Source organism: Pelomicrobium sp. P1, assembly GCF_052805615.1.
This window is the reverse complement of record NZ_JBRBEM010000001.1, coordinates 162244-184872: the sequence shown is the minus strand read 5'-3', so window position 1 is coordinate 184872 and position 22629 is coordinate 162244. Positions and strand designations below refer to the sequence as shown.

Genomic DNA, 22629 nt, shown 5'->3' with positions numbered 1-22629 from the left:
AGGATTATCCGCGCTCTTCGGCCACGATCTCGGCCTGCGTTTTCTCACCGGGCTTGAGCCGCGCGACATATTCTGGCAAGCGGGGTTTGCCCTTTCCCGGCCGGATCCAGGACTGGCTGCGCAGAAAGGCCACTGCCTCCTCCTCGGAAGGCGTGTCCCGTCGTACCGATCGCGGAGCGCTCAAGCGCGCCACGGCCTTGCCCCGCGAGGTCACGATCACCTCCTCGCCGGCCGCCGCCCGGCGCAGGTATTCGGACAGGCGGCTTTTGAGTTCCCGCACCGAGACTTCCACGGCTGCCTCCCGATGTGACTACATGACACATTGTAGTCACAAAGGCTCGATATCAACGAGACGGTGGCACGCATCCGAATGGCCCTGATCTACACCCGCAAGATGGACGATGTGGGCGCTTACGAAACGAAGCCGAAGCCGCCGGCGAAAGGAGAACCACTGAGTGAACGCTGCATCCAACCCACTGCCCTTGCCCGCCTACGCTCCCGAGGAACTGGCTCGGCTCGGCCAAGACGAGCTGCTGCACCTGCTCGTCGCCGACGAAGACCGCGCCCCGCGCGCGCTCATCGACGAATGCGCCCGCCGCGGCGAAGCGATGGTAGATCGCCTCGCCGCTCTTGCACACCAGGAAGCGTTCTGGAACGACCAAATCGCTCTCGGCCAATGGTGGCTCAGACTACACGCGGTGATGATCCTGGGGCTCATCCCCAGCGAATCCGCGGGGAGACTGCTCGTCTCCTTCATGCGGCGCATGGAACGGGCGCAAGACGAGAACCTTCAGGACTGGCTCTCCGGCTACTGGCCGGCGCTTTTCCGCAACAAGCCCGAGGCGGTGGAGGCGCCCCTTCGCGAGCTGGCCCTCGAGCGCGGTGTCGATTGGTATATGCGCATCCAGGCGGTCGAGTCGATCATTGCCTTCGCCCAACGGCGCAGCGCGGACGCATTGGAAGCCGCGCTCGACTGGGCGGCGGGCATCGCCGTCGACGAATCGGAGGATTGGACGTTGCGCCTCGCGGCCGGCAACAAACTGCTCGATTTTCCCCGCGAGCGCCATCGCGCACTGCTCGAGGATCTGGCGGCGCGGCAGACGGGATGGGGCGTGCATTTCTCCCAAGACGACGTGCGGCAAGCCTTCACGGCCATGAACGAGAAACCCCAGTGGGATCGCTTCGACGATCCCTGGGCGTTTTATGCGCCCACGGCCATCGAGCGCCGCCAGGCGCGGTGGGCGGAAGAGGACCGCGGGGACGAGGAGAGCGATGAAGATGACTTCGCTGTCGAGGAACCCTATGTGCGGCCAGGTCCCAAGATCGGCCGCAACGACCCCTGCCCCTGCGGCAGCGGGAAAAAATACAAGAAGTGCTGCCTGCTCAAGGAAGAATCGTAAAGCCGGCTCGCGGGCCTGAGTTCTCGTCGAAGGAAAAAAGGAGATGCGCTGCAACGATTTCTTCCGGCGTCCCTTAGGCAAGGGTGCTCGCGCGCCCTCCAGCGATGTTGCCCCGACCTGCGGAAAGGGCCCAAGACGCGAGACCGGCCGACCGCGCTCCCGGATGATGATCTCCTTCAGCGCTTGGACGCGCTCAAGGGAGCGCGCAATTTTGTCATGCATGCCCCGAGCCGACACTCCCGTGGACGAAGCTCCTGGTAACAACCTCTTTATGACTGTAGCTACAATGCAGGTGGAGCACAAACCGCCGTTCGTCCGGAGACATTGCGCGTCGTCAATACATCCGAAAGAAAACACCTTCCCTCCACATCTTAGCGATGGGGGACACCGGGAGATCATCAGGAGAGACCCGTGACGTTCGACGATTTCTTCAGGTGCGCTTTCGGCAGGCAGACGGGTGACGATTTCAAGCCGTTCGAGTACCAGCGCCAATTGGCAGAGGAGAAATTTGACGGTCACTCATGGCCCGACCTGCTCGATGTGCCCACAGGGATGGGCAAAACCGCCGCGGTCGTGCTCGCCTGGCTATGGAAGCGGGGCTGGCGCCAGGGCGGGCGCGCGCAACCACCAGATCAGCAAACCCCGCGCCGGCTCGTCTATTGTTTGCCGATGCGGGTGTTGGTCGAGCAGACACACCAGAACGTCCAAGGCTGGCTCGAAAATCTCGGCATCCTCGGCGAGCCCGGCGAGGGTAAGGTCTCGGTGCATTTGCTGATGGGCGGCTCCGAGGATGTCGCACAGGCCACCTGGGCCGAGTATCCGGAAGAGGACATGGTCCTGATCGGCACGCAGGACATGCTGCTGTCACGTGCGCTGATGCGGGGCTATGGCATGAGCCGCTACCAATGGCCGGTCCACTTTGCGTGGTTGCACAACGACGCCTTCTGGGTCTTCGACGAGGTGCAACTGATGGGTCCGGGATTGCCTACCAGTGTGCAGCTCGAAGCGTTTCGTCGGCACTTTTCGCTTGCCAGCACCAGCCGCAGCCTGTGGGTCTCCGCTACGCTCAGCCGGGATTGGCTCACGACGGTGGACTTGGATGCCTACGCGCTCGCCGTGCACGGACTCTCCGAAGAGGAGCGGCAAAGTCCCGCTGTTCGCCAGCGGATCCAGGCTACCAAGCATTTGCGGCGTGCGGGGGTAAGCCTGAGTTCCGCAGCGAAAAAAGACCTTGCCGAATACGTTCAGTCCCTGGCGAAGCAGATCCTGAGTCAGCACAAGCCCGGCAGCACCACTTTGGTGATCGTGAATACCGTGGAGCGGGCGCAGGCGGTATATGGCGCGCTGTTTCCGGAAGCGCAGGCCGGTCGTCGCAAACGAAGCGCCCAGTCGCATGATCGCCACGAGACCGATGTCATCCTGATCCATTCACGTTTCCGAGGCCCAGATCGGCGCGCGCAGGAGGCGAAACTCTCCGCGCCGGTATCGGAGCAGGGCCGCATCGTGGTCGCCACGCAGGCCATTGAAGCCGGCGTGGACATGACCTGCCGCACGCTGTTCACCGAACTCGCGCCCTGGTCTTCGCTGGTGCAGCGCTTTGGCCGCTGCAATCGTTATGGCGAGTGCAACGAAAGCGACGGTGCAGACATTTATTGGATCGACATCGCCGACGACAAAGACGCCGCACAGCCCTATGCAACGGAAGCGCTGGCTGCAGCGCGCGCGAAGCTGCGGAAACTTGCCAGCGCCAGTCCAGGCGACCTGCCCCCAACGGACGAGGCCGCGCCATTACACCCCGTCATCCGGCGCAAGGATTTTTTGGACCTGTTCAACACAGATCCCGATCTCTCCGGCTTCGACGTGGACATTGCGCCTTACGTACGGGATGCCGATGACGCCGATGTGTTCGTCTTCTGGCGCGACTTCGGTGAAAGCCCCAACGAGCCCTTGCAACCCGGACCTGGCCGCGACGAACTGTGCCGCGCCGGATTTGGCGTGGCGAGGCAACTTCTGAAGCGGCTCGAGTACGGCCAGGCGTGGCGCTGGGACCCGCTCGCACGGCGCTGGCAGGCGCAGACCGAGAACGATCGGCTGCGTCCCGGTATGACACTGCTGGTGGCGGCTGTGGCGGGCGGCTATGGGCTGGATCTCGGGCTGTCCGCCGATCTGAAGACACCAGTCCCGCCGATTGCGCAGCCGGCGGCAATCGAAGAAGCACTGGAAGCCTACGACGACGAGCACCGCAGCCTGCTGGAGAAGCCCGTCGCGCTGCCGGTGCATCTGGCCGACGTTGAATCCGAGGCCCGGGTGCTGTGCCAGGCGCTACCGAGTGCTCATTGCGATGCGATCATCCGCGCCGCCCGCTGGCACGATCTCGGCAAAGCGCACGAAGCCTTTCAAAACATGCTGCGTGCGGCGCACGAACAAGCCGCCGGTGAGCGCTTGGGCGACGGGTTCTGGGCCAAGGCGGGCCGGAAGCCGGGAGCCAAGCCAGGCAGACCGCGTTACGTCCTGCGCGAACCGGACGGAAAGGAGATCGAGCGGCCGCACTTTCGGCACGAACTGGCGTCCGCCTTGGCTTGGCTTGCGACCCAGAACCATGCCGCGGATGAGACGACCAGCCTGATCGCCTACTTGATCGCTGCGCACCACGGCAAGGTGCGCCTGTCGCTGCGGGCGCTGCCTGAAGAGAACGAAGCTCTGGATGGTCGGCTCTTCGCGCGCGGCGTTTGGGAAGGCGACGTCTTGCCGGAAGTGCGGTTCTCAGACGGTGAGATGGTGCCGGCCTGCACTCTGCGCCTAAATCTGATGAAGCTGGGTGAGGGCGCCCAAGGCCCGTCCTGGATCACCCGCACGCGACGCCTCTTGAACGCCATCGGCCCATTCAAGCTCGCCTGGTGCGAGGCGCTCGTGCGTGTCGCAGACTGGCGTGCCTCGCGCAAGGAGCAGGCATGAAACTCGATGCCTTCGAGGCCGTGGCCAAGGTGCTCAACGAGGCGGGTGTGCGCTACCTCGTCGCCGGGGGGCTTGCGGTCAACGCGCATGGTTATTTGCGCTTCACCGCTGACATAGACCTTGTGATCGCGTTGGACGCCGGCAATGTCATCTCTGCCTTCTCCGCACTCGCCCGGATCGGCTATCGGCCGACGGCTCCCGTGACCGCCGACCAGTTCACCGACGCGACGCAGCGACAGCGCTGGATCGAGGAAAAGGGCATGCAGGTGCTCAACTTCTTCAGCGACCGCCATCGCGAGACATCCGTAGATGTGTTCGTTTACGAACCGTTCGACTTCGAACAGGAATATGAGAGGGCGCTGGCTGGCGAAATCGCTCCCGGCCTGCCCGCACGGTTCGTCTCCATCCCGACTCTGATCCGCATGAAGGAAGCGGCCGGAAGACCGCGCGACTTGGATGACATCCAGCATCTGCGCTGGATGCTCGAAGACGAGGGCAAGCCATGAGCGAACAAGAGCATATCGACTGGTCCAAGACTACCTTCGACGGCAGCCGCCGCGAACAGTTGAAACGCTGGCGTGCGCTTTCCCTGCGCGAACGGCTGGAGGCGCTGGATCGGCTGACCACCCACGCCGAGCGCACGCGCCAGGCGGCAAGCCGGGCGCCAGGTCAACAGGTGCGCGAACCGCAGCCGAGTTATTCCAGCGGCCGCGGCCGCAACGAAATCGTGCTGCACGGCTGCACGCCGATGCCACTCGCGTCCTACCTCAAGGCCCTCGCGGTTCTGCGGCTGGTCGCCGAACAGGCGGGCGATCCGGACGCCACGGGCTTCTGGCGCAACGATGTCTTCGTGCTGGGTACACGGTTGAACGAGGACGAGTTGCTGGAGTTTTTCCTGCAGCGCTATCAGCCGACGCCGATTGTTGCGCCATGGAATGGCGGCAGTGGTTTCTACTACCAAGAAGGAAAGTTGAACGAAAAAGATCCCGTAACCGGGAAGAAAGTAAAGACGGGTAAGCGCGATCAACCCACCGAAGCGACAAGGGCGCTTGAAGTTGTTGAACGATCAACTGCCTCCCGATTCGCGCTATATCGGAAAGTGATCAGTTCCGCTCGTTCAGCCATTCAGCGCTTCCAACTCGTCAAAGCGCCGGAAGCTGACGTGAAGAATGAATTTGTCGCTTACGTCCGAAATGGCATTCCTGAGGCTGCGCTCAAATGGCTCGATGCAGCCATCGTTCTCGCAGATCGAGAACCCAGGTATCCGCCGCTCCTTGGCACCGGCGGAAACGATGGAAATCTCGATTTCACCAACAACTTCATGCAGCGCCTCGCCGACGTCTTTGATATCGCCACTGGCGAGCCGAAGCCGCAAGCCAGAGAGCTTCTCTGTACGGCCTTGTTCGCTCGGCCTTCGGCGACGCTGATCGAGCGAGCGATCGGCCAGTTCTCGCCCGGCAGCGCCGGCGGCCCGAACACCACTTCTGGCTTTGAAGGCACTGCACGTATCAATCCCTGGGATTTCATTCTGATGCTGGAAGGGGCGGTGCTACTCGCCGCCTCGGCGGCACGGCGTCTGGAATCGAACAGTGCTGCGGTACTCTCGGCGCCGTTTACCGTCCGCAGCCGCCTGGCCACGGAAGGCGCCGCCGCGTCCGGCGACGACACCGACGCTCGCGGCGAGATCTGGATGCCGTTGTGGTCGTCGCCTTTTGGCATCGAAGAGGTTCTAAGCCTATTCGCCGAGGGACGCGCAGCCTTGGGCACGCGTCCAGCGCGCGACGGATTAGATTTCACTCGCGCAGTAGCTCGGCTCGGAGTGGATCGAGGCATCGCCGCGTTCCAGCGTTACGCTTTCGTCATGCGTTCCGGCAAGGCCTTCTTGGCAACGCCACTTTCGCGTTTAGCCGTGCGCCGCAATCCTCAGGCCGATCTGATTGACGAACTCGAACAGCGTGAATGGCTCGCATATGTGCAGCGCTATGCTCGAGACGACAAGGTACCAAACGCCTTCCGTGCCGCCGCCGCGCGCCTCGATGCTGCGCTGTTCGCGCTCGCGCAAAGCCCCGGACGCACGGTTGTGCAGGAGGTGCTGCGCCAGCTCGGCCGCATCGAAGCTTTGTGCGTCACCAGCCCCAAAACTCGCGAAGCGATCGGCCCCGTCCCTACTCTTTCGGCAGAATGGGTGCGCCGTGCCGACGATGGCAGTTTGGAATTCCGCATTGCGCTTGCGCTTGCTGGCCTCTCTTTGCCCGTGGAGGAAAACGGTAAACGGCAATATCTGGGCCTGCGTCCACACCTCGTGCCGATTAGTCGGGATGCCCAGTCCTGGGACAAAGACAGCCACCTCGTTTGCTGGAGCACAGGGCCGCTGACGCGCAATCTGGCGACGGTGTTGCATCGCCGCCGGCTGGAAGCGGTGCGCCTGAACGCCGAAGGGGAACTGCTGCGCAGCCGCACGGGCGCGGCGATCTCCGACGTTCATCGCTTTCTTGATGGCCAGAGCGACGATCGGCGCATCGCCGAGCTGCTGGCAGGTCTTGCGTGTGCCGATTTGAGACAGGTCGTGCAGCCGGAAGCATCGGAAGCCGTGCCGCCAATGCCTGCTTATGCAATCTTGAAGCCGTTTTTCACCCCGGAATCCCTGCTGCGTGCGATAAAGATTGACGGGCGTGAGTGGCTGCCGCCGGACCGCGGCTTGCGCCTGCCCGCGGAAATGCCCGCCCGGCTGGCCAGCGGTGACATTAGCGCTGCACTGGAGATCGCCTGGCAACGCCTGCGCGCGCTGGGTGTAAAGTTGCCCGTGCGGGAGCCGCCTTGCGCTGCCGGCCTCGACGGCCAGCGGCTGCTTGCCGTGCTGATGATTCCCATGACCTTTAGCGAGACCGGACGCCTGCTGCGCTGGCTCGATCTCATACCCGAGTCCGAATCCCCCGAGGAATCTCTCGAACACACCGCTTAAGGAGAATGCCCATGTCGCTCGACTTTTCCGCACTCCAAAATGTCCCACGTCTGCTGCTCGAGGCGCATTTGAAGCCTTTGCAGGGTACGCGCTTCCAGCCCACTGGCTTTCCCAATCTCGGTGCCGCGACCTATGACGGACCGGACGGCTCGCGGATGCTGCTGGTCGAATCCGCGCAGAGCATGGCGAATCGTTTGGAAGTCGTCTGCTGGGACAAGATCGCCGATGACTGGGTCCCGCCGCTCAAGGGATTGCCGGTCATCAAGGTGTGCGACGGAAACGGACAGCCGCTCACGAATACCGTGCTCGAAGCGCATCGTACGAACTCACCCTACATTCTGGAGGGCAAGGACGCCTCCGTTCTGAATCAGCTCAAGCGGGAATTGGCAGAAATGGAGGAAGGTCCCGTGGACATTCGCAAGCTTGCCGCTGTTCTGCTCCGGATGGATACAAACGCACTACTGCACGGCGTATTTCTCGCCAAATCGGACCTGGCCGGCGGCAGATTGCGTCTACCGCGAGCGCTCTCGGCATTCATCGAAGCGCAAGACGTGCGTGAAGCGCAGAGTGGGGGCGTAAAGAACGATCATGTCAATCCCTCGGGCGACACGTCCAAGGGTTTCGGCAACGTGCCGTTCGCTCGCTCGGAATTCACCTCGCCCAGAATTACCGCCTACTTCAACCTCGACCTTGCCCAGATCCGCGGTTACGGATTGGGCAATGCGGTGACCGAACTTCTTATCGCTTTGGGGCTCTTCAAGATCCGCGCCTTTCTCGACGAAGGTCTTCGGCTACGGACCGCTTGCGATCTGGAGTGCGACGCGCTTACCGTCACGCGTCCGTCTGGATTTACGGTGCCAGACCGCAGCACGCTGGAAAGTGCACTGCCCGGACTCATCGCGCGCGTGGCTAAGGAAAAGGGCTGGCCCGAGGATCCCAAAGCCCGCGTGACGACCGTGCGCTGGGATGCCTCGGCCAAGGCGTCCAAAAGGAGAAGCAAGGAAGGCGAAAACGCGGTCGGGTAAAGCCCAATGCTCACGATTGCCCTCACCTTCCCCGCCGGGCGTTATCACGCCACACCGTGGGGGCGGCACGTCAACGAGGCGGATATCGCCTGGCCGCCGGAACCATGGCGCCTGTTCCGCGCACTGATCGCCACCTGGCATCGCAAACTCGATGCGCACCGTTATCCACGTGAACGGCTCGAATCCTTGCTGGCGCATATCGCCGAGGCGCCCCTACCGAAGTTCCGTCTGCCCGAGGACGTGATTCACGCGCATACGCGACATTACATGCCGACCAAGGGCGACAAGCGCACCTTGATCTTCGACGCCTTCGTGCGTTTGCGCCCTGATGATCCCGTGGTCATCGCGTGGCCGGAGCTGGAACTGCCTGGCAAAGAGCAGGAGTTGCTCGACGCGCTGCTCAACATGCTCGGCTACTTCGGCCGCGCCGAGTCGTGGGTCCATGCCGAGCGTACGTCCTGGACGGATGGCTACAACTGTGTCCCCGCCGAGCAGGACGTGGACACCGAAACCGGCGAAGTAGGCGAGATCGTGCAGCTGCTCATTCCATTACCGCCGCAGCAATACGCCGATTTCCGTGCGGAGCAGATAGGTTCACGCAAGAAGCTACCCAAGAGCATTGCCGCAACCTTGCCCGAGAACTGGCTCGATGCGCTGAGCCTCGACACCGCGGACATCCAGAAAGCGGGCTGGAGCCTGCCGCCCGCCGCGCGCTGGGTCAGCTATCGGCGACCGCTGCATGCGCTCAAGGCAGTGGCGACCCAGACAGCACCGCGACGACCTGCTCACAAGACCGAACACGCCATCACCACCGCCCGCTTCGCCCTCTACGGCAAGCCGCTGCCGCGGATCGAGGACGCGGTGCGCATCGGCGAAGCCCTGCGCCTGGCCGCGATGAGGCGAGCACGGCAACGCCTCGGGCCGGACCGCATTCCTGCTGAACTCTCGGGCCACGAACTCGGGAAGGACAACCGCCACGGCCACGCCTTCTGGCTGCCCGAGCCGAACGAACGCGGCGAGATCACCCATGTGCTGGTGCATGCACCCCGAGGTTTGAGCTCGGAGGCGGTTCGTGTTCTCACCGACTTGCCATCCTTGCCACAGGGTGAGGACACAAAACTGCGTTTGCTGCTGGAAGGCTGCGGTCCGGCGCAGCTTTTCGAGCAGCTGACGCCGCTGGTGGGCACCTCGGCTGTCTGGCAAAGCCTTACGCCCTGGCTGCACCCCTGGCATCTAAAAAAGCCCGCGGCGCGCTCGCCCGAGGCCTTGTACGAAGCCCTGCTCGCACAACTACGCAGGGAATGGCACGCACGCGGGAAGGACCTGCCCGAGATCGTCGATTTCCGCGAACTGCCCGATCGCGATTTTGACGGCCGGCGCTTGAAGCCTCTGCACTACCACCGCTTCCGCGGCAAACGTGGTCTGGTTCAGCCCGACAAGCTCGGCCGCTTGCTGGAGATTCGCTTTGCTGCGCCTGTCCGAGGACCGATTGCCCTCGGCTTTGCCTGCCACTTCGGTCTTGGGCTATTCGCGCCCGCATAGGGTGTCGGAAGGAACCGAGCAAGTAGCGGAAACTAGGCACGAAGAAGGGGTGCGTAATGGATAGCGCTTCAATCGATAGAGGCAGAGCCTTGCAGGGTGAAGGCAGGGTTGAGATCGAGATCAAGGCGGATCCGACGGTCAGCTACGCCTCCTATCAGAATAACGTTCCCCTTATCCGCAGTCTCAACATTGCCAACTCTGCTGATGAGCCGTTGCGCGATATCGAGGTAACGGTACGTTGCGAGCCGCCGTTCGCTGAGCCGATGCAGCTTCGCTTTGAGCGGCTCGCGCCGGGTGAGATGCGCCGGCTCGAAGCGCTCGATCTCAAGTTCGAGCATCGCTATCTCGCGGAACTTACAGAAGCCGAGCGCGGGCGGATCTTGGTCGACATAAGGGCGGGCGGTGGGGAGATTGCCCACTTTGACCACCCCATCGAGGTGCTCGCCTACGATCAGTGGGCTGGGAGCCGCGGCCTGCCGGAGCTGCTCGCTGCTTTCTCGCTTCCGAACGATCCCGCGGTCGACCGCCTGCTCTTCGACGCCGCCGAGCTCCTCGCGCGCTCGGGCACGGGGCGTATGTTAAACGGTTATCAGTCCAGGAACCGCGAGGACGTGTGGGGGCAAATCTCGTCAGTCTACGGCGCTGTAGCAGCCGCCAACCTTCACTACAGCGTCCCTCCTGCATCGTTCGGCATGGAGGGTCAGAAGATCCGTACCCCGGATCGGGTCCTGTCGGGAGGCGTCGCCACTTGCCTCGATCTCGTAATGCTCATCACGTCGTGCCTCGAGCAGGCGGGGCTCAATCCTCTTGTTCTCATCAAGAAGGGGCATGCCTGGGCCGGCTGCTGGTTGATCAACACGACACTACCGACCGCGGTGTTCGACGATCCCCAGGCGGTGCGAAAGCGCGTCGCAAGCGGAGAGCTACTCGTGTTCGAGACGACGCTGCTCGCGCAGCGACCGGTCGCTCCGCTGCGAAGTGCCTGCGAGACGGGGTTGTCTCACCTGCAGGACGAAGCGGAGTTCCTCTTCGCCCTGGATGTAAAGCGGGCGCGCATCGAGCAGATCCGGCCGCTGCCCACCCGGACGCAAGCGCTTGCCGGAGAGGTGCCCAGGCCCAACACTGCCGACCTGCCCACGGTCGAACCCGCGCCGCCGCTCCCTCCTCTCGAGGGCGAGACGATCTTGCTCGACGAAGAGGAGCGGCCCGAAACGCCCGAGGGCCGGCTCGCACGCTGGAAGTCGAAGCTTCTCGACCTCACGTTGCGCAACCGGCTGATCAATTTCAAGCCCACCCGGACGACGCTGCCGCTGCGCATTCCCGACCCCGCACATGTCGAGGACGCCCTTTCCGAGGGCCAGGAGTGGAAGTTCCGCGCTTTGCCGCCGATCATGCAGGGCGACGATCCGCGCGTTGCGGCAGTTGCCGCACGGCGCACGGGCACCGACCCGGTCGAAGCGCTTGCCCGCGAGGCGATGCAGCGCAAGGAACTGCTTGCGCCCGTCGAGGCGAAGACGCTCGACAGCCGGCTGTATGAAATCTACAGCACCGCGCGCCTGGGTCTGGAGGAAGGCGGCGCGAACACGCTTTTCCTGGCGCTCGGTTTCCTGCGGTGGGCCGAGGACGAGCGAGCCGAGCGGACCCATCTTGCGCCGATCCTCCTCGTACCGGTCACCCTGACTCGGCAGTCGGTGCGCACCGGCTATGCCATCAGCCGGCACGACGACGAGACGATCGTAAACCCGACCCTGCTCGAGCTTCTGCGCCAGAACTTCCAGATCACGCTGAAGGGCCTCGATCCGCTGCCGGCAGACGGGGGCGGCGTGGACGTGAACAAGATCTGGCAGATCTTCCGCCTCGCGGTGAAAGAAATCCCGCGCTGGGAGGTTGTGGAAGACGTCTATCTGGGCATCTTCTCGTTCACGAAATTCCTGATGTGGAAAGACCTTCAGGATCGCGCCGAGGAGCTGAAGAAAAACCCCGTGGTGCGCCATCTGATCGAACGTCCCCATGAGCCGTTCGGGACGCCCGAGGATCTCTCCCAACGCACCGATCTGGACGAGCGCCACCCTCCAGGGAGCCTTCTTACTCCTCTGATCGCCGATTCCTCGCAATTGAACGCCGTCAGCCGGGCCGCGGCAGGGCGCGACTTCGTCCTTGAAGGGCCGCCGGGAACGGGCAAATCGCAAACCATCACGAATCTCATCGCCCACTTCCTCGGCCAGGGGAAAACCGTGCTCTTTGTCGCCGAGAAGATGGCGGCCCTCGACGTGGTGCATCGGCGGCTCAACGCGATCGGGCTGGGTCCATTCTGCTTGGAGCTGCACTCCGCCAAGGCGCGCAAGACGGAGGTGCTCGCCCAACTTCGCGCCGCGATCGAGGTTTCCAGCCGGTTCAGTGAGGAGGGTTGGGAGCGGGAAGCCGAACGGCTCGGGAGGTTGCGCGCGCAGTTGAACGAATTCGCCCGCCTGTTGCACCAGAGGCATCGCAACGGTCTGACGGTGCGTCGGGCCATGGACGTCGCAATTCAATACCGCCAATGGCCCGCCGCACCGATGCCATGGCCAGATCCAGACGTGCACGATGAGCGCACGCTCGATCAAATACGCGACCTCGCGAAAAGCATCGGTGCCGTGATCGGCGAGCTGGGCACGCTGGCGCACCATCCGCTCGCCCTAGTGCATCGCACAGACTGGACGAACGCCTGGGAGGAAAGCCTTTTCAAGCATGCAGCGGCGCTTGACACCGCCGCGGCACGTCTCCAAACGGTGGCTGAGGAGCTGGCACCTGTATTTGGGCTCAGTCTCAGCACGCCCTCTTCCGCCCTGCTGGACGCGATCGACGGCGTGGTCGATCCCCTTCTCCAGGCGGCAGGCGTGCCGCCGGGGTACGCGGCACAATGCTTCGACGCGCGCGTCCGAACGGGAATGCAGATGCTTCAACGGCACGGCGAGAAGCGGCGTGCGCTCTGGGCTCAGCTCTCGCCGGTGTTCAAGCCAGACGTGGCGCTGGCCGACGGAGCATCTCTCGCCCAGGCATGGGCGTTGGCGTCCATAACCTGGTGGCCGAAGCGCTGGTTCGCCCAGCGGGCGGTCAGCGGGCGCCTGCTGCCTTACACCGTGGATGGTAAAAGACCGCTTTCTGAAGCCATGCCCCAGCTTCTGGACGCCTTGCGCGGGCTCAATACCGAAGATCGGGCGCTGAAGGCTCTGGAAGCCCAGGCGATGGAATGGCTGGGCGCGGAGTACAAAGGTCTGGACACGGACTGGAGCGCGGTCGGGCGCTACGCACAGTGGTCTACGCAGCTCGAAGAGGCGATCGGCCGAGTCACGGCTTGCATGGAGGCGGGGGCAAGCGCCCAGGTCAAAGAACGGCTGAGAAGCGTGATTGCCGAGCGGAGCGCCGCGCTTCTTCCCGAGGGCCCGCTCGCCGAACGACTGACCGCTTTCCGCGACGCTTATCGCGCGTTCCGAGCGCATCTCGAGACGGTAAGCGCACTTGCCGGCACTACGCCGTTATTTGGAGGCGAACCGCGTGCGGCGGGGCTGCCGAGCCGCGTGCGCTTGGTCGCCGCCGGCTGGAGTTCGGCTCGACGTTCCTTAAGGCTCTGGTGCCGCTGGCGGCAGTTACGCGAGCAAGCGATCAACAGCGGGTTGGAAGCCGTCGTAGCGCGCCACGAAGCGGGCAAAATCGCCGCACGGGACATCGAAGCATACGTGGAATACTCCTACCAGGTCTGGTGGCTGAAGGCGGTGATCGATCGTGAACCGGTGCTTCGCAATTTCTCCAGCGGCGAGCACGAACGCCGAATCCACGAGTTCAGGCTCGCCGACGAACGCTTCGAGAAGCTGACCGAGAAGTACCTCGCCGCGGTGCTGGCAAGCAAGGTGCCGCAGCAGCGCACAGGGCAAAAGCCCGATCCAGAGATGGGGACACTGCTGAAGGAGCTGGCGAAGCAACGCGCGCACCTGCCGGTGCGCAAGCTGGTGCAGCGCATTCCAAATCTCCTGCGCAGGCTCAAGCCGTGCCTTCTGATGTCGCCGCTGTCTGTTGCCCAGTATCTCGACGCTTCACAATCGGCATTCGACATTGTGATATTCGACGAAGCGTCGCAGATTCCGGTGTGGGACGCAGTGGGCGCGATCGCGCGCGGCCGGCAGGTCGTGGTGGTCGGCGACCCAAAGCAGCTCCCACCGACAAATTTCTTCAATCGCGCGGACGAGATGGGAGAGGAGGTCGCAGACGATTCTGAGAACGCGCCGGTCCGGGATCTTGAAAGCATCCTCGACGAGTGCCTAGGTATGGGTCTACCTACGCTACGCCTGGAATGGCACTACCGCAGCCGCCACGAAAGTCTCATCGCGTTCTCCAATCATCGCTATTACGACTCGCGCCTGATCACGTTCCCGTCGCCTGTGACGCGGGACATGGCGGTGAAACTCGTCGCCGTGCCCGGCATCTACGATCGGGGCGGAAGCCGTACCAACCGTGCCGAAGCTGAGGCGATCGTAAAGACGATTGTCGAGCACTTTTCCAACGAGGAGCGGCGCCGCATGACGCTCGGGGTCGTGACCTTTAACCAGCCGCAACAGCGGTTGATCGAGATGCTGCTAGACGAAGAGCTGCGCAGGGCGCCCGAGTTGGAAATGCGCATCGACGAGCACGGTCCGGAACGGCTCTTCATCAAGAACCTGGAGAACGTGCAGGGCGACGAGCGGGACCTCATCCTGTTCTCCATCACCTATGGAAAGGATGCGGCCGGCCGGATGGCAATGAACTTCGGCCCGCTCAACCAGGAGGGCGGCCAGAGGCGTCTCAACGTCGCTATCACGCGAGCGCGCATGGGGGTCACGATCTTCAGCTCCATCCTCGGCGAGGACATCGACCTTTCGCGCATTCGGGCCTCCGGTGTAGCCGACCTCAAGACGTACCTCGAGTACGCGGCCAAAGGACCGCAGGCCATCGTTCAGCAGGCCGTGCCGACCGGGTTGGAATCGGAGAGCCCGCTCGAGGCAGACGTCATGCGAGCGCTCCGCGACAGAGGCTGGATCGTTCATCCGCAGGTCGGCTGCTCGGGTTACCGCATCGACCTTGCCGTGGTAGACCCCCGACAGCCCGGCCGCTACATCCTCGGCATCGAGTGCGACGGTGCGACCTATCACGCGCTTCCCACGGCCCGCGACCGTGACCGGCTGCGACAGCATATCCTGGAGGGACTGGGGTGGTCGCTTCATCGAATCTGGTCGACCGATTGGTGGACCGATCCCGAGCGCGAGCTGGACAAGCTGGAAACTGCGTTGCGAAAGGCCTCGGCTGGACGAGGTCTGTCAGATTCTATTTCCTGATTCGCGCTTTGGCCGAAGCGTGCGCCCGTCTTTTCGCGGGGGCTGCTGGACAGTCGATACGTAGGGCACTTGCGCTTTGGGAGGCAATCATCGACCGCACGCCGCAGCCTTCTTTTTGAGGGAATTCAAACCACGATGACGGCGACAACTTCCTCGAGCCCGGTGAAGTCGGAAGGATTGCGCGTGTACAACGGCAGCCCATGGGCCGCGGCGGTCGCCGCGATGAGCAGATCCGCAAGACGCGCGCGGCTCGATCGTCCCGCGGCCTTCACGGCGGCGAACACGCGGCCGTACATGCGGGCCGCTTCGGCGTCGAACGGGAGCGGGTCCCAGGTCGCGGCCGCCCATTGCAGCCTGTCCTGACGCCATGCCCGTTCCCGTTCGTCGCGGGTCGCGTGCGGTCCGGCGGCGAGCTCGGCCAGAGTGATGGCCGCGATGGCGGATTCGTCAGGAAGCAGCGCCGGGTCCACTACGTCATGGTCGATGACGACGGACGTATCCAGCAATCCCCGGCTCGTTTCAGCCATCGACGGACGAGTCGATTACCGCGTCGAGATCCGCGCGAAAGCGGTTGACGTCGATGCGTGGCGCCCGCGCCGCGGCTTCGGCAATAACCGCGCGGGGCACGAACCGGCGCGGATGGATCGGCCGCAGCTCGGCCACGGGTACGCCGTTGCGCGTGACGATGATGGTCTCGCCCGCCTGCACTTCACGGAGGATGGCGGCGGAATCGTTTCGTAGTTCGCGCTGAGTAATCGTCTTGCTCATGTCTCGAGTGTAGCAATCGTAGCACATTGTAGCAAGATGCTGGGATCGTATGATCGGCACGCGCGGGAGCGGGGTATGAGGCAGGTCACTGATTTCCATTCAAGATTTATTGCGGCTCTGAGCTTTCTCCTGACAACGAGCGGTTGCGATCACCTATGCAAGGCTTAGCAGGAAGCAAACCCATGCGGGAATCATCCATCGATTCGCGAAAGCCGATCCCGATTGTCGTGGACGACCGGGAACAGTCGAGCTCGCTGCTCCCTCTGCTCTTGGAGTCCGCTGCCTTCGAGGTTCGAGTGGAGCGGCTCAAGCTCGGCGACTACCAGGTGGACGGCCGCTTTTTGTTCGAACGCAAGACACTGTCCGATCTGGTGCTTTCCATCGAGGACGGCCGGCTGTTCAATCAGGCGCTGCGGTTTGCCCAGGCAAAAGGCTTGCGGCCAGCCCTCGTGCTGGAGGGAACTTCCAAGGACCTGGGAGGCCACGGCATGGCCTGGGAAGCTATCCAGGGCGCTTTGGTGACCGTCTGCCTATTCATCGGTCTGCCGGTGCTGAGAACCCGCTCGCCTGCGGAAACGGTCCGAACTTTTTTGTACGTGGCGCGCCAGGGGCGCACCCTGGCCCATGGAGCGCTTCCCCGCCGCGGGTGGCGACCCAAGGGCAAGGCAGCTTTGCAGCGATACCTTCTCCAAGGATTACCGGGCATCGGGCCGGCGCGCGCCACCCGGCTGCTGGAGCGCTTTGGAACCGTGGAAAGGATATTGACGGCAAGCGAAGGCGAACTGGCCTCGGTGGCCGGAATCGGCACTCACACAGCCAGGCGAATCCGCTGGGCGGTAGAGGAGCCGGGGGCACGCTACGAGCCCAGGTTTGCTGCGGAAATCCATGACCGACCGGCAAGCTCCAGCCTGTTGCCGGCTTATCCCTCGTGATCCGCTTCAAGGTCCTGCTGGTCGGGCCCACAGCGACGCTCCCAACCGATTCCCGCCAGAGAGTAACAATTTTTCAAATTGCCGGCATGACGAAAAAGGATGATCGATGTATAAGGTGAATTGCTTGACACGTTTCCGTCATGGACGACGTTCAGCAAGAGCTGCCCCTGCCCTTCCCGGAGCTCACCGGCGACATGCCGCTTTTGCCGGCGCGCATGGTGAACGAGTACCAGTATTGCCCGCGGCTTGCCTATCTGGAATGGGTGCAGGGAGAATGGGCGGAATCTTCCGACACGGTGGAGGGCCGCCATGCCCACCGGCGGGTGGACCGGCCGAGCGGTGAGCTTCCGCCGCCCGAGGAAGCCGCGGAAGGCGAGCGGATCCATGCCCGCTCCATCACCCTTTCCTCCAACCGGCTCGGCCTGATCGCCAAGATGGACCTGATCGAGGCGGAAGGCGGCCGCGTCGTCCCGGTGGACTACAAACGGGGAAAGCGGCCTCACGTGGCCCACGGCGCCTACGATCCGGAGCGGGTGCAGCTCTGCGTTCAAGGCTTGATCCTGGAGGAGCACGGCTACGCCTGCGATGAAGGGGTGCTTTACTTCACGGAGAGCCGGGAGCGGGTCCGGGTGCCCTTCGATGAAGAGCTGTGCGCCTTGACGCGCAACGCCATCGACGGATTGCGGCTCATCGCGGCTGGCGGGCAGATCCCGCCGCCGCTGGAAGACAGTCCCAAGTGCCCGCGCTGCTCGCTGGTGGGCATCTGCCTTCCGGACGAGGTGAACTTTCTTCGCCGGCAGGAGACACCGCCCCGGCCCCTGGCCGTCGCGCGCGACGAGGCGCTGCCGCTCTATGTACAGGCGCGTGGTGCCAAGGTGAGCAAGAAGGGCGAAATCCTGGAAATCTCCGTCGAGAACGAGAAGGCGCAGACCGTGCGCCTGATCGACGTTTCGCAGCTCGTGCTCATGGGAAACGTATACGTCACCACGCCCACGCTGCACGAGCTGATGGCGCGGGAGATTCCCGTCTCCTGGCATTCCTTCGGCGGCTGGTTCCTGGGCCACACCATCGGCACGGGACACAAGAACGTGGAGATCCGCACCGCCCAGTATCGGGCGAGCTTCGATCCTTTCACCTGCCTGCAGCTTTCGAAAGGCTTCGTGGTCGCCAAGATCCAGAACGCGCGGACCCTTTTGCGGCGAAACTGGAAGGGCGAGGAACGCCCCGAGGATTTGACGGCCCAATTCCAGGAAGACATCCGCCGGGCGCAGCGGGCGAAGAATCTGCCGGAGCTTTTGGGCGCCGAAGGCCAGGCGGCGGCGCGTTACTTCAGCCAGTTTGCTGCGCTACTGAGCCGCGACCGGGATGGCACGTCCATGGCCTTCGATTTCCGCACGCGCAACCGACGGCCTCCCACCGATCCCGTGAACGCGCTGCTTTCTTACGCCTATTCGCTCCTGATGCGCACCTGGACGGTGGTGCTCGCGGCGGTCGGCTTCGACCCTTACCGCGGCTTTTACCACCAACCACGGTACGGCCGCCCCGCCCTCGCCCTGGACATGATGGAGCCGTTTAGACCCCTGATCGCCGATTCCAGCGTTATCCAGGCGATCAATAACGGCGAGGTACGTCCTACGGATTTCATCAGCGCGGCAGCAAGCGTCGCCTTGACCCCCGACGGGCGCAAGCGTTTCATCGCCGCCTTCGAACGCCGGCTGAGCCACGAGATTACCCATCCGCTCTTCGGCTACAAAGTGAGTTACCGGCGCCTTTTGGAGCTCCAGGCCCGCCTCCTGGCGCGCCATCTGCTGGGCGAGATCCCCGAGTACCCCAACTTCACGACCCGCTGACTATGAACGACGAGCGCCTTTACATCGTCGCCTACGACATCCGTCATCCGAAGCGCTGGCGCAGGGTGTTCAGGATCATGCAGGGCTACGGGGAATGGCTCCAGCTTTCCGTGTTCCAATGCCGGCTGAGCCGCGAGCGGCACGCGGAATTGATTGCATTGCTGGACGGAATCATTCACCATGGCGATGATCACATTGTCCTGCTCGATCTCGGCCTGGCCGAGAGGGTCGTGCCCCGGGTCGTGAGCCTCGGAAAGACCTTCACACCCATTGAGCGTGAGCCGGTGATCGTGTGATTTTTTTTGCTTTTCGTGCGCGAGCGCTTCGGTGGCGCACCTTATCGGCTGGACCGCTCGCAAACGGTAGCTCTTTGAAAAGTCGAAGAAATTTATGAATGATGGGAATAAAAAGAAGCTTGCTGGGCATTTTTCAGAAAAATCCCGGGGAGCGCTCGCATTCTGCCTCGCGATGCCCGACGGGATGCGGCCTCCCGAAGGGACTGTTATCCGCGGCGAATCGCCGCGGCCTCATTGAAGCGTGGTGGACGAGGTGGACTTCGCCGAGACCCTGCGCCGGTTATCCGCGGCGAATCGCCGCGGCCTCATTGAAGCACCCCGTACTCCGGATGCACGAACAGCAGCCACTGCGTTATCCGCGGCGAATCGCCGCGGCCTCATTGAAGCAAGGAGAAGAAGCGGATCGGCTACCACGAGACCTCCGTTATCCGCGGCGAATCGCCGCGGCCTCATTGAAGCTCCATGGGCGGACACCGCCAGTCCGGCGGCCAAAACGTTATCCGCGGCGAATCGCCGCGGCCTCATTGAAGCCTCAAGGTCCTGAGCAATTTCCTGCATAATGCGCTGCGTTATCCGCGGCGAATCGCCGCGGCCTCATTGAAGCATGTCCACTAGGCAATCTCCGCGCACGATATGTCCCGTTATCCGCGGCGAATCGCCGCGGCCTCATTGAAGCTGCGCATGCAATTCATCCACCAGCGCGCAGTAGATGTTATCCGCGGCGAATCGCCGCGGCCTCATTGAAGCATGTGGACCACCGACACCAATCTCATGTGGACCAAGTTATCCGCGGCGAATCGCCGCGGCCTCATTGAAGCGTCGAGGCATGGGTGGCGGCCGGGCCAGTCCAACTGGGTTATCCGCGGCGAATCGCCGCGGCCTCATTGAAGCTGCGCGCTCCTGTTCGGTGGTTCGGCGGCAAGGGCAGTTATCCGCGGCGAATCGCCGCGGCCTCATTGAAGCTCGGCACCCTTGCGAATGCAGAAATGCTGGGGCTGCCCGTTATCCGCGGCGAATCGCCGCGGCCTCATTGAAGCTACGACTAGACGGAAAATGAAAGAGCTTTTGCGCGGTTATCCGCGGCGAATCGCCGCGGCCTCATTGAAGCATTATTCCGGCTCTTTTGAATTTCGAGTGGGTTAAGGTTATCCGCGGCGAATCGCCGCGGCCTCATTGAAGCCATCGCCCGACGCACCCACTTGAAGACCTTAATGCCGTTATCCGCGGCGAATCGCCGCGGCCTCATTGAAGCCCAGGTGCCGCGCTACGTCGCCGAGCTCGAGACTCACGTTATCCGCGGCGAATCGCCGCGGCCTCATTGAAGCTCGGTGACGGAACCACGTCCTCCGATTCATCGTACGTTATCCGCGGCGAATCGCCGCGGCCTCATTGAAGCCCGGGCAGCCTGGGGCGGGTAAGACTTTGTACGCCGTTATCCGCGGCGAATCGCCGCGGCCTCATTGAAGCCAGCAGAGATCAAGCCGCCGAGAAACGCCGCGAGAAAGTTATCCGCGGCGAATCGCCGCGGCCTCATTGAAGCAGGGAGGGGGGGGGGGGACTGGGACCGCCACGCGATAAGTTATCCGCGGCGAATCGCCGCGGCCTCATTGAAGCTCCGAAATTCGATTCAAGACTACCACCGCGCGAAGAAGTTATCCGCGGCGAATCGCCGCGGCCTCATTGAAGCGCCACGAGGAAGCCCAGCGTCTCCGCGTCGAGCGGAGTTATCCGCGGCGAATCGCCGCGGCCTCATTGAAGCGCGTGGAATGACTGACGAACAAATTAGGGAATTCGTTGTTATCCGCGGCGAATCGCCGCGGCCTCATTGAAGCCTGTCGCGCTTCAAAAAGTTCCCGCTGCTGCCGCAGGTTATCCGCGGCGAATCGCCGCGGCCTCATTGAAGCAAGGAGGGGGAGGATGACTGGGACCGCCACGAGACAAAGTTATCCGCGGCGAATCGCCGCGGCCTCATTGAAGCAGGCCCTTCGCGCGAAAGAACTCGAGGGACTCCCGGTTATCCGCGGCGAATCGCCGCGGCCTCATTGAAGCTAATAGTGTCTGCCGACGCGGGCCGGGGCCGTCTCGTTATCCGCGGCGAATCGCCGCGGCCTCATTGAAGCTTTCATCTTGAATGCCGGCTCGATCGCCAGTCTGAGGTTATCCGCGGCGAATCGCCGCGGCCTCATTGAAGCGCCGTCGCCGAGGTGATTTGGTCGGTCGAGGGTGGCGTTATCCGCGGCGAATCGCCGCGGCCTCATTGAAGCTGGCCCTCCATGGCCGCATCGACCCGGTCCGCAGGTTATCCGCGGCGAATCGCCGCGGCCTCATTGAAGCTTCTGGTGCCGGGGCTCTTTTACTCGCTCTGGCGGAGTTATCCGCGGCGAATCGCCGCGGCCTCATTGAAGCGCATCGAGCTTGCGGATCCGTCGCGCTCCCGGGCGCGTTATCCGCGGCGAATCGCCGCGGCCTCATTGAAGCGTCGGGGTGGACATCGGCATCCGCCGCGACCTCTTCGTTATCCGCGGCGAATCGCCGCGGCCTCATTGAAGCAGGTCCGCCGTGTTGCCCGCGTCCCGGGAGCGGGGGTTATCCGCGGCGAATCGCCGCGGCCTCATTGAAGCATTGTGATGGCCAGAAACTGCTGGCGCGACAGCCAGGGTTATCCGCGGCGAATCGCCGCGGCCTCATTGAAGCCGGGCCGCTGGGAATCAGAGTGAGCGGGACTGTATGTTATCCGCGGCGAATCGCCGCGGCCTCATTGAAGCTCGATCTCGTCCAGGTAGAGCTTGGCGACCGGCGTCGAGGTTATCCGCGGCGAATCGCCGCGGCCTCATTGAAGCCATCGCCTACGAGCGAACGCCATCAACACACCGACGCGTTATCCGCGGCGAATCGCCGCGGCCTCATTGAAGCTTTAGCGACGCGGTTGACGCGGTCCGGGCGACGTTGTTATCCGCGGCGAATCGCCGCGGCCTCATTGAAGCCGGCGCGATCCGTTCCAACCAGGAAAGAAACGATTGCAGTTATCCGCGGCGAATCGCCGCGGCCTCATTGAAGCGGGCCGGCATGGTGTACCGGCCCCTGGGGCCATGGCCGTTATCCGCGGCGAATCGCCGCGGCCTCATTGAAGCAAATCCTCCTGTGGGTCGCGCAGGTTGCGGATCACCGTTATCCGCGGCGAATCGCCGCGGCCTCATTGAAGCAGCAGGTCCGCCTTTTCCTTGGCGAGCCGCAGGTCGTTATCCGCGGCGAATCGCCGCGGCCTCATTGAAGCTCGTTGATCCCGCGCACGCTGTCCGCAATCGAGACCGGTTATCCGCGGCGAATCGCCGCGGCCTCATTGAAGCGGCCGACCTGCAGCGGGCGGTGATCCGGGCGGCGGCCGTTATCCGCGGCGAATCGCCGCGGCCTCATTGAAGCGAGTCCCATCCGGGGGAGGGCTACGGGGGCGGCCGCCGTTATCCGCGGCGAATCGCCGCGGCCTCATTGAAGCCCATGGCGTTGGGGCAACCAGCGCCGCCCGCCATCGTGTTATCCGCGGCGAATCGCCGCGG

Annotated in this window: 13 protein-coding genes and 1 CRISPR repeat array (1 of these 14 only partly in view); of the genes, 10 read left to right on the top strand and 3 right to left on the bottom strand. The window is 63.4% G+C overall.

Features of this window, described 5'->3' with window-relative positions; all coding sequences use genetic code 11:
* Nucleotides 1-4: 4 nt before the first annotated feature.
* Nucleotides 5-292 (bottom strand): type II toxin-antitoxin system Phd/YefM family antitoxin, encoded by a 288-nt coding sequence (locus ACUVYZ_RS00890; protein WP_439932573.1) that lies wholly within the window; start codon nucleotides 290-292, stop codon nucleotides 5-7.
* A gap of 163 nt (nucleotides 293-455) precedes the next feature.
* Here ACUVYZ_RS00890 and ACUVYZ_RS00885 point away from each other — a divergent pair, with 163 nt between their 5' ends.
* The 7 genes from ACUVYZ_RS00885 (at nucleotide 456) to ACUVYZ_RS00855 (ending at nucleotide 15229) form a co-directional block, all read left to right on the top strand.
* Complete coding sequence (locus ACUVYZ_RS00885; RefSeq protein ID WP_439932572.1) at nucleotides 456-1400, top strand: YecA family protein; 945 nt, start codon at nucleotides 456-458, stop codon at nucleotides 1398-1400.
* 411 nt (nucleotides 1401-1811) lie between these two features.
* The gene (gene cas3g / locus ACUVYZ_RS00880) at nucleotides 1812-4355 is read left to right on the top strand and encodes a type I-G CRISPR-associated helicase/endonuclease Cas3g (RefSeq protein ID WP_439932571.1); all 2544 of its coding nucleotides are present in this window, start codon (nucleotides 1812-1814) and stop codon (nucleotides 4353-4355) included.
* A complete protein-coding gene (locus ACUVYZ_RS00875; RefSeq protein WP_439932570.1) occupies nucleotides 4352-4861 on the top strand; it encodes a nucleotidyl transferase AbiEii/AbiGii toxin family protein in 510 nt (169 codons plus the stop codon). Before cas3g ends, ACUVYZ_RS00875 begins: the two co-directional genes overlap by 4 nt.
* Complete coding sequence (gene cas8g1, locus ACUVYZ_RS00870; protein ID WP_439932569.1) at nucleotides 4858-7317, top strand: type I-G CRISPR-associated protein Cas8g1/Csx17; 2460 nt, start codon at nucleotides 4858-4860, stop codon at nucleotides 7315-7317. Before ACUVYZ_RS00875 ends, cas8g1 begins: the two co-directional genes overlap by 4 nt.
* Before the next feature lie 11 nt (nucleotides 7318-7328).
* Nucleotides 7329-8342 (top strand): type I-G CRISPR-associated RAMP protein Csb1/Cas7g, encoded by a 1014-nt coding sequence (gene cas7g / locus ACUVYZ_RS00865; RefSeq protein ID WP_439932568.1) that lies wholly within the window; start codon nucleotides 7329-7331, stop codon nucleotides 8340-8342.
* Between the two features lie 6 nt (nucleotides 8343-8348).
* Nucleotides 8349-9884, top strand: a complete 1536-nt coding sequence (gene csb2 / locus ACUVYZ_RS00860) for a type I-G CRISPR-associated protein Csb2 (protein WP_439932567.1) — start codon at nucleotides 8349-8351, stop codon at nucleotides 9882-9884.
* Nucleotides 9885-9973: 89 nt separating this feature from the next.
* A complete protein-coding gene (locus tag ACUVYZ_RS00855; RefSeq protein WP_439932566.1) occupies nucleotides 9974-15229 on the top strand; it encodes a DUF4011 domain-containing protein in 5256 nt (1751 codons plus the stop codon).
* Between the two features lie 125 nt (nucleotides 15230-15354).
* Here ACUVYZ_RS00855 and ACUVYZ_RS00850 read toward each other — a convergent pair whose 3' ends face one another.
* Together ACUVYZ_RS00850 and ACUVYZ_RS00845 are read right to left on the bottom strand one after the other, a co-directional pair.
* A complete protein-coding gene (locus ACUVYZ_RS00850) occupies nucleotides 15355-15735 on the bottom strand; it encodes a type II toxin-antitoxin system VapC family toxin (protein WP_439932565.1) in 381 nt (126 codons plus the stop codon).
* A gap of 13 nt (nucleotides 15736-15748) precedes the next feature.
* Nucleotides 15749-15997 (bottom strand): type II toxin-antitoxin system Phd/YefM family antitoxin, encoded by a 249-nt coding sequence (locus ACUVYZ_RS00845; RefSeq protein WP_439932564.1) that lies wholly within the window; start codon nucleotides 15995-15997, stop codon nucleotides 15749-15751.
* 182 nt (nucleotides 15998-16179) lie between these two features.
* On the opposite strand from ACUVYZ_RS00845, the gene ACUVYZ_RS00840 reads away from it, so the two are divergent.
* The 3 genes from ACUVYZ_RS00840 (at nucleotide 16180) to cas2 (ending at nucleotide 19075) form a co-directional block, all read left to right on the top strand.
* The gene (locus tag ACUVYZ_RS00840; RefSeq protein ID WP_439932563.1) at nucleotides 16180-16929 is read left to right on the top strand and encodes an ERCC4 domain-containing protein; all 750 of its coding nucleotides are present in this window, start codon (nucleotides 16180-16182) and stop codon (nucleotides 16927-16929) included.
* A gap of 140 nt (nucleotides 16930-17069) precedes the next feature.
* Nucleotides 17070-18779: a CRISPR-associated endonuclease Cas4g/Cas1g gene (gene cas4g/cas1g / locus ACUVYZ_RS00835; protein WP_439932562.1), complete on the top strand. Its 1710-nt coding sequence runs from the start codon at nucleotides 17070-17072 to the stop codon at nucleotides 18777-18779.
* Nucleotides 18780-18781: 2 nt separating this feature from the next.
* Nucleotides 18782-19075, top strand: coding sequence for a CRISPR-associated endonuclease Cas2 (cas2, locus tag ACUVYZ_RS00830; RefSeq protein ID WP_439932561.1), 294 nt, complete (start codon nucleotides 18782-18784; stop codon nucleotides 19073-19075).
* Between the two features lie 205 nt (nucleotides 19076-19280).
* Nucleotides 19281-22629: a CRISPR direct-repeat array (repeat unit 36 nt; unit sequence GTTATCCGCGGCGAATCGCCGCGGCCTCATTGAAGC); it runs 1451 nt beyond the window's last position.

What these genes read in the sequence shown, in the direction of transcription:
- ACUVYZ_RS00845 (WP_439932564.1), bottom strand. Translation starts at nt 15,997, where the DNA reads ATGAGCAAGACGATTACTCAGCGCGAACTACGAAACGATTCCGCCGCC.
- ACUVYZ_RS00875 (WP_439932570.1), top strand. Translation starts at nt 4,352, where the DNA reads ATGAAACTCGATGCCTTCGAGGCCGTGGCCAAGGTGCTCAACGAGGCG.
- ACUVYZ_RS00840 (WP_439932563.1), top strand. Translation starts at nt 16,180, where the DNA reads ATGCGGGAATCATCCATCGATTCGCGAAAGCCGATCCCGATTGTCGTG.
- cas2 (WP_439932561.1), top strand. Translation starts at nt 18,782, where the DNA reads ATGAACGACGAGCGCCTTTACATCGTCGCCTACGACATCCGTCATCCG.
- csb2 (WP_439932567.1), top strand. Translation starts at nt 8,349, where the DNA reads ATGCTCACGATTGCCCTCACCTTCCCCGCCGGGCGTTATCACGCCACA.
- cas8g1 (WP_439932569.1), top strand. Translation starts at nt 4,858, where the DNA reads ATGAGCGAACAAGAGCATATCGACTGGTCCAAGACTACCTTCGACGGC.
- cas7g (WP_439932568.1), top strand. Translation starts at nt 7,329, where the DNA reads ATGTCGCTCGACTTTTCCGCACTCCAAAATGTCCCACGTCTGCTGCTC.
- cas4g/cas1g (WP_439932562.1), top strand. Translation starts at nt 17,070, where the DNA reads ATGGACGACGTTCAGCAAGAGCTGCCCCTGCCCTTCCCGGAGCTCACC.